A 14,596-nucleotide genomic window follows, 5' to 3' on the forward strand; every position below is an offset into this window, starting at 1 on the left:
GCGGCAGCCACCAACGCGCGAAAGCGCATACCAAACCCCATCATTTAATTGGATTCCAATGCCAAAGCGGCACACCAGGCCTCGCCACGCGAGCCCTGGGCTAAGATTTTCAGCAAACGCCCGCTGTCTTGCGGGCCAATGGTAATGGTCAGGTCCGGCTTTGGCAAAAAGCCTGCACCTTTATCGGGCCACTCGATCAGGCACAGGGCATCATCTTCGAAGTAGTCGCGGATGCCGAGAAACTCCAGCTCCTCCGGATCGACCAGGCGATACAGGTCGAAGTGGAAGGCGCGGATGTCACCGATCTCGTAGGGCTCGACCAAGGTGAAGGTCGGACTTTTTACCGCGCCGACATGCCCCAGCCCACGAATGGTGCCCCGCGACAGGGTGGTTTTGCCCATGCCCAGATTGCCTTCGAGAAAAATCAGGCCATGGCCCTGGGTCACGCGGGCGATCCGTGCGCCAAAGTCGCTCATCGCCTGTTCATCGGCCAGGTACAGGGTTACTTCAGACACGGTGCATGCTCCTCCAACAACTGACGAATGGCTGGAATCAGATCACTGGCCGCCAGCCCACGGCCGAATTTGCCTTGTTGCAGACCAGCATTGGCGTGTAGCCAGACGGCCAGGCATGCGCCATCAAATGCGCCCATGCCCTGCGCCAGCAACGCGCCGATCAGACCGGCCAGCACATCGCCGAGGCCGCCCGTGGCCATGGCCGGATGGCCCTGATGACACAGGGCCAAACGCCCGTCGGGATGGGCGATCAGGCTGCCGGCACCTTTCAGAACCACTACCGCTGAATATTTTTTGCTCAACGCCAATGCAGCGGACAGGCGATCGGCCTGCACTTCAGCAGTGCTGATGCCGAGCAAGCGCGCCGCCTCACCCGGATGCGGGGTGATCACGCAATCCTTGGGCAACTGGACAAAACCGCTGGCCAGCAGGTTCAACGCGTCGGCGTCCCACACTTGCGGCAACGCGGCATTGGCTGCCGCCGACAACAGGGCGCGGCCCCAGCTCGCCTGACCCAGCCCCGGCCCGATCACCAGCACTGAAACCTTTTCCAGCAGACCCATCAGTTGATTGGCCGACGAGGTGCCCAGGGCCATGGCTTCCGGCACGCGAGTCAGCGCTGCCGGTAGATGTTCGGGACGGGTCGCCAGCGACACCATCCCCGCACCGCTACGCAGGGCCATTTCGGTGCTGAGCAGGATCGCCCCGCCAAACCCGTGATCGCCACCGATCGTCAGCACATGGCCAAAGCGCCCCTTGTGCGAAGTCGGCGCGCGCGGCGCAAGTGCTGGAAGATTAGCGGCGCTCATGCGTTGAGCGCAGACGGGGATGTCACTGAAAATTTCGTCATTGGCTTGCAGGTCGTTGAAGACCAGTTCCCCGATATGATCCGCCGCATCGCCGGTCAACAGCCCGACTTTCATGCCAATGAAGGTCACCGTCAGATCGGCGCATACCGCCACACCCAGCTCTCGACCGGTATCGGCGCACACGCCCGAAGGAATATCGACCGCGGCTACCGGCAAACCGCAGGCGTTGATAGCCTTGATCGCCGATGCATAGGGCTCACGCACTTCCCCGCTGAGGCCAGTGCCGAGCAGGGCATCGAGGACGACACCGCGCAGCTCGCTTTGCGCCTGCCAGCTCTGCACTGCAACGCCAGCGGCTATGGACTCGGCACAGGCCAGTGCGGCATCACCCTGCAAACGCTGCGGATCCCCGACGGCGAGAACCCGCACTGTCCAACCGGCCCGCAGCGCCAACCCGGCCACCAGATAACCGTCGCCAGCATTATTGCCATGCCCGGCGAGCACCGTCAGTTCGTTCGCTGCCGGCCACTTGCGTACCAGTGCCCGCCAGGTCGCGCGGGCGGCGCGCTGCATCAATTCGAAGCCCGGCGTGCCGGCGGCGATCAGCCGTGCGTCGAGTTCACGCACCTGCGCGGCGCGGTACAGCGCGTCGGGTAATTCATCTTTCGTCTGCGGCATGCGTCTTCGGGCTCCGATGTCTGGCAGAATTATACGCACCTCAGCTCCGGTTTCTCTCGCCTCATGTCCGCCATCCCCACAGACCTGCCCGCCCTCGCCCAATCGATCAAGGATTGGGGCCGCGAGCTGGGCTTCCAGCAAGTCGGCATCAGCGGTCTGGATCTGGCCGAGCATGAGCAGCACCTCGCGCGCTGGCTCGAGGCCGGCTACCACGGCGAAATGGACTACATGGGCGCCCACGGCAGCAAACGCTCGCACCCCGAAGAGCTGGTACCGGGCACGCTGCGCGTGGTCTCGCTGCGCATGGACTACCTTCCGGGCGATACCGAAATGGCCAAACGCCTGGCTGAACCGGAAAAGGCTTACGTATCGCGTTATGCCTTGGGCCGCGATTACCACAAATTGATCCGTAAACGTGTTCAACAATTGGCCGACAGGATTCAGGCGCAGATCGGCCCGTTCGGTTTCCGTGCCTTTGTCGACAGCGCGCCGGTGCTGGAAAAAGCCATCGCCGAACAGGCGGGGCTGGGCTGGATCGGCAAAAACACCCTGGTGCTCAACCGCAAGGCCGGCAGTTATTTCTTCCTCAGTGAGCTGTTCGTCGATCTGCCGCTACCGATAGACGAGCCGCACAGCACCGAACATTGCGGGCGCTGCACCGCTTGTCTGGATATCTGCCCGACCAACGCCTTTGTCGGCCCCTACGTGCTGGACGCCCGGCGTTGCATTTCCTACCTGACCATCGAGCTGAAAACCGCGATTCCCGAAGAGTTGCGGCCGCTGATCGGCAATCGTGTGTTCGGCTGTGATGACTGCCAGATCGTCTGCCCATGGAACCGTTTCGCCAGGCCGAGCGGTGAGAGCGATTTCAAGCCACGGCACAATCTGGATAACGCACAGTTGGCCGAGTTGTTTTTGTGGGATGAAGAGAAGTTTTTGAGCAGCACCGAAGGTTCGCCGTTGCGGCGGGCCGGGTATGAGCGCTGGTTGAGGAATCTGGCGGTGGGGCTGGGTAATGCGCCTTCAACGATCCCTGTGCTGGAAGCGTTGAAGGCGCGACGGGATTATCCGTCAGAGTTGGTCAAAGAACACGTGGAGTGGGCGCTTGAACAGCACTCCAGACCTTCACACCCATAACGGGCAGGCGAAGTATTCAGAGTGCTCATGTGCGCGTTGTAACCATATTTTTCGCCGATCTCATTATTGCGTTGGTCTCTCCGTCGGTCCAATGGCCGCCCGCCTGCAGGACTTTGCAAACTCTCTGTTTACTGTCCTCCAGAAGATAAATACGCTCCCCACGTCCTTTCGAGGCCGCGAAAAAAACATGCGTTACTTTTCTTCCATCACCGGCTGCGCCGAATTCCTCGTAATACATCCTGGACCTCCTGGCTGCCTGGAGGGGGGACATATCGCTTTCCACGAGCCCGAAGAATTCGTCGGCCATCGTCTTGTGAGTGGCATAGACGTAGTCTTCTGCATCGGGCCTGATTAATTGCCAAGGCTGATCTGCCACGTCCTCCACGGGCGCATTGGCTTTTTTGGCTGCAGCCTTGGCACCTTTTCCACCCTTTTTAATATGTCGTGCCGCTTTGGCTGCGTCCTTGGCACCGGGACTGAGACCTTTGCCAAAGGCTGAAGCCATCTTCCTGCCCGCATTCACAGCAGCTTTTGCACCCGCCGCCAAACCTGCACCGAGCGAAGCCAGCCCGAGACCAAAACTGATCCAGCCCAATATCTCGCCCGCCTGAGAACCCGGTGCGAGTTCATTGACCACCTCGCTGGCAATACCCGCCAGGCCTGAAGTAACCGCCAGCCCCAAGGCCGCCACTGCCCATGGCGTCGCCGCGCCCATCGTCACCACGCTGGCCACAATCCCGAGAATACTGAGGCCGATGCCGAGGATCGATTGCCAGGAGACATGCCCGGTAGGGTCAACCCGATTGACAGGGTCGCCGAGGCAATAACTGTAGGCATTCAATCCGCCCGCACCGAACGGACTCATGCTATCGGGGGAAAGAAAACGCATCAGTGTCGGGCTATAGGCCCGGTAACCGTTGCCCAGCAGATACAGCCCGGTGACCGGATCCAGCTGTTCGCCGTTGAACCCCGCCAGGCTGAACAATCCGCCGTCGGCAGGACAGTGCCCATAAGGGGTGTAGGCGCAATCGGTGATCTGTTCCTTACTCAGTGTTGCCAGCACGCTTTGCTGTTGATCGGTGCCAAACAGCTGCGCGCTGGCGTTCAAACCGAGTTGCTGCTGTCCCACAAGCGCGCCACCGTGACGCACGACACTGGATGAATTTTCACCACTGACCTCATTGGCGACCCGGCCTGCGTGGTAGTAACGCTGCACTGTCGCCTTATCGGGTTGCGACAGTTCAACCAGATCGTCGAAACCGTCGTAATGGTAACCACGGATCACTGATTGCCCTGCGTCGGACAATTGCTCAAGACGTCCGAACGCGTCATAGGCCAGCGTTCGCGCCTGGTCGTCCTTGATCATCCTGCCGTTGGCGTCGTATTCCAGCGTCACTGCCGGTGGATAGTCGACATGGGAATGTTTGACTGCGCTGAGCTGTACCGGATCGGGATTGTCATAACTGAAGGTGGTCAGATTCACGCCCAGCGGGAACTTCGTCTGCACGGTAAGAATGTTGTCCAGCGCATCGAAGGTGAACGTCTGCTGGATAATTTCCTTGCCATACGGGTCACGGGGCTTTTGGATGCCGGCACAGTCGTACTGGATCAAGCGCCCGCGCACATCGTAGGTGAACTGTTCATCACGTAACAGTTGAGTGCCACGTCTGGACACTTTCTGCGCCAGTTTGCCAGCCAGCGTGTAAGTCGATTCGAGGGTCTGGTCAGGCTGACCCTGAATCTCGAATGTACGCCGGGTTTCACGACCGATATCGTCATAGGCGAACCGGGTGATCATCTGACGCTTGATCGAGGTGTCTTCGGTTTTCGTCCACTCCAGCAGCCCCGTCTGGGCGTTGTAGTGGAACTCGGTTTTCAGCAAGCCTTGCGAGGCGGACAGAAGGCGGCCGAACTCATCGTATTCAGATCGGTTGTCGGTACCGAGCACATCAACGTGGGTGATCGGTCGCCCCTGCAGGGACCAGGTACTGGACGTTGCTTTCGTGACAGCGCCGAAGGTCGTCGTTTCGGATTTCAGGCGCCCGGAAGGGTGATAGGCAAAGCTGCGGCTCCTGCCGCTTTCGGTACAGGTCAAGGGTTTGCCACTGACGGGGTCATAGGTCATGGTTGTGACCAAGTCCTCTGCCTTGCGCTCAGTCAGCAAACCGCCCAGTTCCCGCAAATAAGTGAATTCGGTCTTTTTGCCATCAGCACTCTTGTACCACTGTGGCTGAGTGAAGCCCGCTTCATAACCAGCCTCGGACTTTCGCCCGCCCACAGTACTCTGGATCAACCGCCCCAAGCCGTCATACGTTTGCTGGCCCAGCACCTTGTCACCGACCTTGATGTCGATCGCAAGCCCTTCATCACTATGCTCGGCGTACTCGGTCACGACCTCACTGCCGTCAGGCAGGACACTGCGGGTTATCCGGTCAAAAACGTCGTACTCATATCGGCTGGTATTGCCGACAGGGTCTGTCTGGCTGGCTGTGCGCCCATAACCGTCATAGGTGTAAACGGTTTTGCCCAGACTCTTGTTCTTCAGATTGAAGCTCTCGACACTCAGCGGTTTAGCAAAATCATTGACGAGGGTGATCGTCTTTCCCATCCCCTGAAGCCAATTGGTTTGCCGGCGAAGAACCGGATCCGCCTCGCTGTGTTCGATACGCCCATCATCGTGCAGCGTCTTGCTGACCTGGCCCCAGGAATCGAATTCGTAGCGGGTGCTGACCGGATAAGGCTTGCCATCACGCCAATCAGTCAGCGTCACTTTCACCTTGTGACCGACCGAATCATGCAGGGCAGAATAAAGCGTGCGTGTCTGAATGAGACCGTCCTTGTCGGGATGGTCGCAGTCCTTTTCCTGAACGGCGATCACCCGTCCCAATCCGTCATAGGCGACTTTTTGCTCGCCGCCAGCAGGATCCGTGGTCACTATTGTCGCCGGCTGCTGTTTGCTGGCGGCCAGATAGGCCCACCGGGTAGCGGCCGCATATGGGGTGCCGGCAGCAACCGTTTTGCACACTGCCCGGCCGATTGCGTCGTATTCATATTCGATGTGCTCGCCATCGACACCGACTTCAGAGACCTGTAATCCGGTCAGCGTCGAAAGCACCTTCTCACTGGTCTGCAGCGCGCCGTCGAATCCGCGCGTGCTGGAACTGACTCGCAACCTGTCACCCTCGAGCTCATAGGAAAATTCGATAGCGGTTTTTTTATCATTCAGGGTGACACTTTGCTCTTTTGTGGCTCCATGCTTGAGTGGATCCTCGGGCGTATTCAGATAGCTGCGTTCGGTTTTCGAACGCAATACTTCAACGCCTTCCAAAACTTCGAAAAACCGCTCCTCGACCGGTAACACGGTTGCCAATTCCGCACCCTCCAGCGCAGGATGCAAAGCGTAGTCGTAGTACGTGACTGTCGACGCACCATGCGATGCGGCAGCGCTCACCGTCCTCTTTTTCGGGAACCTGGAAAAGCCCAGCGGATCCTCCGGGCAGTTATCCCCGCCACTGGCCGGATAGAATTGCGTCGTGGTCGTCACCCCAGTGGGCTCAACCTGCTTGAGCAAGTTACCTTCGCCATCGAACTCAGTGATCGTGGTTTCCACACGCTGCTGCTGGGTGCGCCGATCGAGGTACGTCACCGTATGGACTTTAGGCATGCGGAACTGGGCCACCTGCTCACTGAACGGCTTGATAACGGAACAGTGATACTCCGTGGCAGTGGCGATCTGCGCGTCGCCACAGGTTGTAACCTCAGCCACCAACAGATGGAATTTGTTGTAGGTGCGTTTAATGCGCGTATGTACTTTGCCGCTGACCAGCAAGTGCTCGTCAGAGGTGTAGACGTAGTGGCTGGGCGCCAGATAGAGCGGATCCAGGTCACTATCCTTGGCTGGAAGGAGGCCCTGCCCAAGGAAGTTATGGTCGGAGTACGTATATGTCTTGCACACTCTGGGCTGGCCGCGCCCTGGGTAGACATCGTGAGCGATAACAAACGGCAGTGTCTGTTCCACACCGCTGATGAAGCGGTGGCCGTGCCGCTTGTAGCGAATGATTTCGACCCCGCGCAGCGGATTGACGATGCGATGAACATAGCTGGCCCCAGCGATGACTTCATACTCGAGCTCCCAACCTTTACCAACCGGAAGCTCGATTGCCGTTACCCGACTGTTTTTCAAGATCAGCCTGGAGTTGGAGCTCGAAGGAGTGTCGGGATATCGCGACAACGTTACCTGACCTGCCGTGCGGGAAATTTTCAACAGGCAGCGCGTGGCATCACGGACTTCGGCCAAACGGGGAAACTGGTTGAACAACTCATGCTTCAGCGTAATGCTCACGCCGTTCGCCGCGATTATTTTTTCCGCGACGGCGACCTGAGTACCGGCCAGGACTTTGAGCAGTTCCCGCCGACCATCCTTGTATCGAACTTCATAGCGCCCTGCTCCAGTGACTGACACCTTTGCCGTTTGCAGTTTCATTTCCTTGAACTTCAGGCCGGTAGACGTCTCGACAGCCTTGTAGCGTTCACCGTTGGACAAGGTCATGACTTTGCTGCGCAAGTCATAATTGGTCAGGGTCAAAGACCAGCCAACGCCGAAACCGCTATCCGCCTGATTGAGCGGATTGAAGCTCACTGAAAGTGCAAGCTCCGGACCATTGAGATCTGCCGAGTGCAACTTGCCAAGCGAAAATGCACACGTATACATGCCCGTGCGCGGATCAACGCCTCCGGAAACAAACTCACCGAAGTTGAAAGCGTTCGAATGAACAGAGGGAGAGAAATTACTTTCCATTATTAAATCGTCCTTTTATTTCCAGACTCAAATTTTGGCAGTCAAAACTGGCCAGCGAAGAACGCTGACCAGACAAGAAGTCAGACAAGTCGCTTCATTGACCGCTTGGATTGATCCAGAATAAAAGTGAGCTGCTCTTTATCACCATCGATACTAAGCCGGTGCTCCGAACCGAATTCATCAATCACGGCAAATTCGAAAGCGCTATCACTTTCCCGCGCCGCTTGCGGGTCAGCGGAAACATACTGAACGAGCGTCAACTGTCCAGGCACTTTGTTGATAGGTACGGTGACGTAGCCATGGGGACTGCGAAATGTTGCCTGTAGCCCATAGATGGGGGCCATATATCCATAAAACGTTTTGCGACTACCTTGTTCACCGGGAATATTCCCGGACACATAAACCTGCACCGCATCTTCGGAATCATAAGGATCAAGTTTCACTTCACTGCTGTACCAGTCAAGGAGGTGAACCTGCCTGCCATCCGCTCGCAGGCCAATATGGTAGTGCTGAACCCACTCATACAGGCCCCTATTCTGTTTCTTGTCATACTTGCTCAACGAAAAGCTGCTCGGCGAGTACTCTTTCGGCGGAATCGCCTCCAGCGTGACACTGCTGTCGAAACCAACCCCATTACTTCGCAGTAACGCGCCGTTCAAGGAAATCTCGGCAGCCACTTCCATGATTCCAGGTCGGGAAGCCGAAACCCAAAACTGTAAAATCTGTACCGGATCTGCGGCGTTGCTGATCCGGTTGTCAGTGACCCGCGGGACTTCTGTCAGCCGCGTTGCCCCACCCGACATTTCGTGAGCGTAACGATTTTCCTGAATCGATACACTCCAGTCTCCCTCCAGTGGGCGAGCACCGTTGTAGGCAATCAGCCGCAGTGACTGCAATGCAGGATGTCCGTGCAGCGATACGCCGTCGCCATTGTTATCGATCCCGTGTAGAAGCACCAACACACGCACCTGCATGCGACCGTTGGCATAAAGCACTTTGTGCTGACCATGATTTGTGGTGTCGAGTTTTACCTCGATACGGGATATACCAACTTGTTCATCAACCATTTCAAAATACCTTGCCGATTATTGGATTTCGCCCTTTAAGGACTCAGCAAAGTATTGAGCTTCGAATTAAATTAAAACAGCCGAAACATTCGACCAATTGTGAGCCGGCAACAACCTAACACCTCTATCGCCAACTCACACAAACCCTCATAAATTCAAAAAAAACCACTCCCTCATGATGTGAAGTTTATAACATCGTTCCCGCCCCATGATTTCAGCACCCTGCAACTCCTCCCCTCCCGAACTCAAAACCGCAAAGAATCAGGAGGGGTACCACCGAGCGATTTATTCTTGTCAGTATATGTTAGACCGATAAAGCAGCTGTTACTTTCGCCAACACTCAACCACTGTCTGACTCTGTCGAAAACCCGCTCTCAGAGGACTCACTATCGAAATCAAACTCAGGAGCTTCCTCCTCCAGCTGAATTTCCATTTTGCGGTCCATACTGGAATTTTCAAAAAACTGTTTAATTCGATGTCTCGACGCGTCATTCAACGGGTTATTTAACAACCCGACAAACAGATTCTGTGTATCCGGAATCTCGAACAACTCATACCCCACGTCGGCAATATTATTATCATGCAATGCGACGACACCCAGTTTCCTGAGGGTATCTATACCTGAAGGAACGCTGGCAAGATTTGCGTTGTTCAGCATCAATCCGGTTAAACCTGTCATGTAGCCTACATGTGGAGTAACCGTCAGAGGGTTGTTTGCCAGATTCAACCGGGTAAGTGTTTCGATTCTGGACAACCCTTCAACTTCGACCTCCGACAGTCTTAGCGAGCAGCCGTCCAGCGTAAGCTCGCTTAACTGGCGCATTTGAAATATTCCTAAGGGAAATGCCTCCATTTCAATGCCAAAGACTCCCAAAGATTGAATATTGGGAAAACTGTCAAGAAACGCACCTATCCGTGCGCCCGGTTCATTTGCGGTCAGGATCAACTCTGTGACGTACTCGAATCTGGTGGACAATCTCGGTAACTCACCAGAAAAATCGACATAGTAAGAAAAGTGATCATCTTCCTCCTGCCCCCTCGAAACCGACTTGCGCTGCCAGATATCCTGCAGCTTTGCGCTGAACCGCTCGCGAGCCAGCCGTTGTTCTGCGATTTGCGGTGCAGCCTGCGATGAATCCGTACGGGTCGACAATCCTTGCGCACTCCAGATCGCCAACTCATTGCGCAGTGTTGCCAACTCTGTCTCCAGACGAGCCAGGACCCTGGCTGGGTCCGACTTCAGACGCTCGGAAATGAACATGGCCAATTCCCTTTCGGCAAGCTGCGGATAAAGATCACGGACACGCTCCGCAACGGATTTTGTCAACATCGGGTTGACATCGCCGCCGCCTCGCAGCCCCGCTTGCACGTATTGGGCGCTGGCCGGAACAGCCGTTACCTGCACCGGTGCCAGTCCCAGCAATTCGCTCACGCGTTGGCGCGACGGCAATGGTTGTGCACGTACCAGCTGCCGCAGAGCCGCACCAGCGCCCTGCGCTACACCGAGCAACTGGCGCTGCCCGGGCAGTAAAAGGCGCCAGACAGCGGCATACAGATCCATCCGACCCTGGGGTGACGGGACGCCGCTGCGTTGGATAACGTAGCCTTCATGCTGACGAATCAATGTGTGACGCACTGGCGATCGAGCATCGCCAATAGCACTCATTAACTCACCGTCTGACGCTTGCCGACGAATCTCGATACGAATCTGTCGCGGCCACAGTTCAAGCTGGCCGATCATCTGCAACGCCAGCAGATCACTGTCCAGGCTGGCTACCGAATCCAGATAGATTCCTTCGCACGCCCTGGCGAGATGCACCTCGCGTAGCGCCACCAGCGTCTTTTCTGCCATGTGCCTCGGCATTCCCGGCCGCAGGCGCAAATGCATCTGGTCGGCGGCACTGGCCTCTCGCCACAATGCCTGAGCGAATGCCCTGGGCAGGTCAGGAAAAATCTGCCGCATCTTCAATGTGTTGTCATCGCAATCCAGTTCGAACGCTCGCTCACTCTGCTCGAAGAGCAAGGCGCTGGATTGTTCGATAACGCGCTCGCTCGGATCACCTGCCCGTGGCGGCAACAAAGCCTGCAGTTGTGAATCGGCCTGCGCGCGCACGGCGGGATCGGAATGTTGCACCTGGGTGATGAACAGCTGGATCTTTTGATCGAGAGCAAAACGCCTCGCTGTGTCCTGCAGCAATGCCAGCGAGGTGGGATGAATCCCGGACCTGTGCACCATCATCGTGTCCACTCCGCTCACAGCAAGCATGCGTTTGATCATCAATGGAGAAAAATCTTCTATTGAATACTCCGCGCCGGTAAGCAGCTTTGCCGCGCGTTTTTGTTCGGAATAGACAGTTGCAACCGGGTTGGCCGACTCAGGGTCGTCCAACGGGTGCCACAACCGGCCCTCGCTGTCAGGCCTCAACAGCGGACCGGAAGGATGCAGTTCTCTGGCATGTGTGGCGCGAAGCAGACCGCTCTCAGCGTCTCGGACCACTTGTACGATGTGGTTATCAGCAACGGCAACATACTGACGATGCTTCAAGGTTTTGATACCCAGTGCAACGGACTCATCGATACCCTCTTGCGAGGGTATCCAGTAGCTTTCCAGCGAATCGTTTGCGGAAACCCTTGCGAATTCGTCGAATGTGGAATACATCGTGGTCGTGCTCACACTGATGCCAGGCGCTATCGCCAGCGGATCTGACGAAGATGGCGAAGGCATCGGTACCTGATGATGTGCAACAGTCAAATGCGGCGCTGTCGAAGACGAGGACAACGGTCGGGGGGAGACATCAACGCTGGAATCAGAGGGTTTGGTGGGGACAGATACAGGTTTGATCTTCGGCGGTTTGCCAGTCATGATCGCTCATCCTTGAGAGGGGGGTGCGCTGGCCACACAGAGTTGCACGGCCAACGCGAGTCATCAGAAAAGCACTTCCGTGCATATGCCTGATCATCGACATGGCAGTTTATCTGCAGTCGAAATGCCAAACGCATATACATCTACTACATTCACCGACATTGCATCAGTGAACGGACTCAGCCTCGTTGAAGATATAAATTACGCTCGTGAAAATTCACGCGAATCGCCAGTTTATGCTCAGTACCATATTCATCGATGGCGATGAAGTGGAGGACGCCGCCATATTTTCGTGGCCCGGTGCTTTTCGAATACTCAGATAGAGCCTGGACGATGGTCAGCTCTCCATCGCTTTGAGTCTTTACGTGATAATGCTTCGAATTCCATGTTTGCGCATCACTGGTAACCGTGTATACAAACGGATCGCCCCTATCAGGCAAAGTGACGACAACACTGGATTTTTCGGGACGTGCAAAAATGCATTTCATATAATTTGTTTTTATTTCATTAAGCCTGTTACCACCCGCAAAATCGTAATCCTCACCCTCTTCTGCCCCCTCTGCAATCCAATCGACCAGCCGGATCTGCTTTCCACCCGGGTACAGTCCCAAATGGTACTTCCAGATACGGTTACCGGGCGACTCATTACCAATCCTGGTCTGGTACAACCGAAACACTCCATCTACACCATATGTCGCAGGCGTTTCCGCGTCTAAAGTCACGCTGCTGTAATGGACACTGGCAGGCGTGGTTCCGTTACTGAGGATCGTCTCCCCGTTCACGGACAGGCGCGCACCGATCTCAGTCGTTCCGGCGCTCGATGAGGAAACCCAGAACGTACGAACCTGTGGATGAACGCTGTCATTCTCAAGATCATCGTCGTGCCTGTCTTCGGCGTCGGGTGCAGGACGTGCCTCACGCGTAAACCGCCCTTGGATTGCGCTTGCGACCCAACCATCGCGCAAGGTCTTGCCGGTCGCGTAATGGATAAGCTGGATGCTTTCCATTACATCTGCGGGTACATGCATTGCGTTGCCGTCGGCGTCCACTCCGGCAACGAGTACTTGAACTTTGACCTGCATTCGGCCATTAGCGACAAGTGCCCTGCTTTGAGCGTTATTACCAGCATCAAACTTGACTTTTAAACTGGACAGCCCCGCCAGAGTGGGCGGATTGGCACTTTGATTATCTGTAACATCCATGTTTTCACTCATAATGCAGCTCCTTTTTGAGAATGTAATTTGATACTGACATCGAAAATATGTCAGCGAAAAAACTACATACCCATCAAAGAAAGATCAAAGTGAAAAGTGTAAGAAATATGCGCGCGCCAGTCCCAAACAAGTCTTTTTGCCATTTAATCAGCTCAATGACAATGACGCAGGATCAATCAGTGTTCGTCGTTATAAACGAACTTCGGCATTTCCCAATGAAAACGAATGGCCAGCAGACGCAACAAAAATCCGCCAAACAAAGTGATCAGAATGGCTTGTTCACCCGGCACATTCAGATAAAGACACAACATGTAGCACCACGCCGCAGCAAAAGAGACGCTGGCGTAAAGTTCGCGGCGAAAGATCAACGGAATGTCGTTGCAGAAGATATCGCGAAGAATACCGCCAAAGACGCCGGTGATGACTCCACTGACGGAAGCCACCAACATGCCATGACCCATTTCCAGCGCGGTCATGCAACCGATCAAAGTGAATGCCACCAGCCCCACCGCGTCGAGCACCAGAAACAGCGAGCGCAAGTGACGCATCCAGCGCGCGGCAAACACAGTGAACATCGCCGCCACCGAAGTCAGCACCAAGTATTCCGGGTGTTTGACCCAGGTCAGCGGGTAATGTCCGAGCAACACGTCGCGCACTGAACCGCCGCCAAGCGCGGTGATGCAGGCGATCAGCACCACCCCGAACCAGTCCATGCCGCGTCGTCCGGCAGACAGCGCGCCGGTCATGGCTTCGGCGGTGATGGCGATCAGATAGAGCATCAGCAACATGATGGCAGTCCAGGCAGGAAGGCGCGCAGTCTAGCCATTTCGGCGCCGCACCAGAAGAGGGCACCACAGCAAACACAAAACCCTGAGCTGCCGAAGGCTGCGATCTTTTGATTGTGCTTTTTCAGGCTCAAACCAAAGATCAAAAGATCGCAGCCTGCGGCAGCTCCTGCACAGGATCGCGTCAGAACTTGATGAAGTGCTTGCGGTAGTGCTGCAGCTCGGCGATCGATTCGCGGATGTCGTCCAGCGCCAGGTGGGTGCTGCCCTTCTTGAAGCTGTCGCGCACATCCGGCGCCCAGCGCGCGGCCAGTTCCTTGAGCGTCGAGACGTCGAGGTTGCGATAGTGGAAGTAGCTTTCCAGCGCCTTCATGTGGGTAAAAAGGAAACGACGATCCTGGCAGATGCTGTTGCCGCAGATCGGCGACTTGCCCTTCGGCACCCATTGTTCCAGGAAGGCGATGGTTTCGGCTTCGGCCTCGGCCATGCTGATGCGGCTGTCGCGTACACGCTGGGTCAGACCGGAGTTGCCGTGGGTGCGGGTGTTCCACTCATCCATGCGCGCGAGCACTTCGTCGCTGTGATGGATAGCGATCACCGGGCCTTCGGCCAGTGTGTTCAGCTCACTGTCGGTGACGATGGTGGCCATTTCGATGATGACATCGTTGTCCGGGTCCAGACCGGTCATTTCCAGGTCGATCCAGATCAGGTTCTGCGGGTTTTGCATATT

Annotated in this window: 9 protein-coding genes; 1 reads left to right on the forward strand and 8 read right to left on the reverse strand. The window is 56.2% G+C overall.

Going from position 1 to position 14,596, the window contains the following annotated elements:
- Nucleotides 1-44 precede the first annotated feature (44 nt).
- Nucleotides 45-515 carry a tRNA (adenosine(37)-N6)-threonylcarbamoyltransferase complex ATPase subunit type 1 TsaE gene (gene tsaE, locus GXB78_RS00685; RefSeq protein ID WP_329513738.1) on the reverse strand — a complete coding sequence of 157 codons (471 nt, stop codon included), beginning with the start codon at nucleotides 513-515 and terminating at the stop codon, nucleotides 45-47.
- Nucleotides 503-2,002, reverse strand: coding sequence for an NAD(P)H-hydrate dehydratase (locus tag GXB78_RS00690; protein WP_329513739.1), 1,500 nt, complete (start codon nucleotides 2,000-2,002; stop codon nucleotides 503-505). Before GXB78_RS00690 ends, tsaE begins: the two co-directional genes overlap by 13 nt.
- A 63-nt stretch (nucleotides 2,003-2,065) precedes the next feature.
- Here GXB78_RS00690 and queG point away from each other — a divergent pair, with 63 nt between their 5' ends.
- Nucleotides 2,066-3,139: a tRNA epoxyqueuosine(34) reductase QueG gene (gene queG, locus GXB78_RS00695; RefSeq protein WP_329513740.1), complete on the forward strand. Its 1,074-nt coding sequence runs from the start codon at nucleotides 2,066-2,068 to the stop codon at nucleotides 3,137-3,139.
- A gap of 25 nt (nucleotides 3,140-3,164) precedes the next feature.
- Here the strand turns inward: queG and GXB78_RS00700 are convergent, their stop codons facing one another.
- The 6 genes from GXB78_RS00700 to orn all read right to left on the reverse strand — a co-directional run bounded on the left by GXB78_RS00700 (nucleotide 3,165) and on the right by orn (nucleotide 14,593).
- Nucleotides 3,165-7,937, reverse strand: a complete 4,773-nt coding sequence (locus GXB78_RS00700) for an RHS repeat domain-containing protein (protein ID WP_329513741.1) — start codon at nucleotides 7,935-7,937, stop codon at nucleotides 3,165-3,167.
- A gap of 80 nt (nucleotides 7,938-8,017) precedes the next feature.
- Entirely contained in the window at nucleotides 8,018-9,004 is a 987-nt protein-coding gene (locus GXB78_RS00705) for a hypothetical protein (RefSeq protein ID WP_329513742.1), read from the reverse strand.
- 340 nt (nucleotides 9,005-9,344) lie between these two features.
- Nucleotides 9,345-11,867, reverse strand: a complete 2,523-nt coding sequence (locus GXB78_RS00710) for a hypothetical protein (RefSeq protein WP_329513743.1) — start codon at nucleotides 11,865-11,867, stop codon at nucleotides 9,345-9,347.
- 179 nt (nucleotides 11,868-12,046) lie between these two features.
- Nucleotides 12,047-13,081 (reverse strand): hypothetical protein, encoded by a 1,035-nt coding sequence (locus GXB78_RS00715; protein WP_329513744.1) that lies wholly within the window; start codon nucleotides 13,079-13,081, stop codon nucleotides 12,047-12,049.
- A 176-nt stretch (nucleotides 13,082-13,257) separates the two neighbouring features.
- On the reverse strand, nucleotides 13,258-13,872 hold the full coding sequence (locus GXB78_RS00720; RefSeq protein WP_174823854.1) for a trimeric intracellular cation channel family protein: 615 nt from the start codon (nucleotides 13,870-13,872) through the stop codon (nucleotides 13,258-13,260).
- 178 nt (nucleotides 13,873-14,050) lie between these two features.
- Nucleotides 14,051-14,593, reverse strand: a complete 543-nt coding sequence (gene orn, locus GXB78_RS00725) for an oligoribonuclease (RefSeq protein ID WP_329513745.1) — start codon at nucleotides 14,591-14,593, stop codon at nucleotides 14,051-14,053.
- Between the last annotated feature and the right edge of the window lie 3 nt (nucleotides 14,594-14,596).

Origin of the sequence: Pseudomonas moraviensis subsp. stanleyae (genome assembly GCF_036283065.1) — a bacterium.
In the GTDB taxonomy this organism is placed as follows: domain Bacteria; phylum Pseudomonadota; class Gammaproteobacteria; order Pseudomonadales; family Pseudomonadaceae; genus Aquipseudomonas; species Aquipseudomonas stanleyae.

Coding starts and splice junctions, on each gene's coding strand:
- GXB78_RS00690 (WP_329513739.1), bottom strand. CDS start 2,002: ATGCCGCAGACGAAAGATGAATTACCCGACGCGCTGTACCGCGCCGCG.
- queG (WP_329513740.1), top strand. CDS start 2,066: ATGTCCGCCATCCCCACAGACCTGCCCGCCCTCGCCCAATCGATCAAG.
- GXB78_RS00700 (WP_329513741.1), bottom strand. CDS start 7,937: ATGGAAAGTAATTTCTCTCCCTCTGTTCATTCGAACGCTTTCAACTTC.
- GXB78_RS00705 (WP_329513742.1), bottom strand. CDS start 9,004: ATGGTTGATGAACAAGTTGGTATATCCCGTATCGAGGTAAAACTCGAC.
- GXB78_RS00710 (WP_329513743.1), bottom strand. CDS start 11,867: ATGACTGGCAAACCGCCGAAGATCAAACCTGTATCTGTCCCCACCAAA.
- GXB78_RS00715 (WP_329513744.1), bottom strand. CDS start 13,081: ATGAGTGAAAACATGGATGTTACAGATAATCAAAGTGCCAATCCGCCC.
- orn (WP_329513745.1), bottom strand. CDS start 14,593: ATGCAAAACCCGCAGAACCTGATCTGGATCGACCTGGAAATGACCGGT.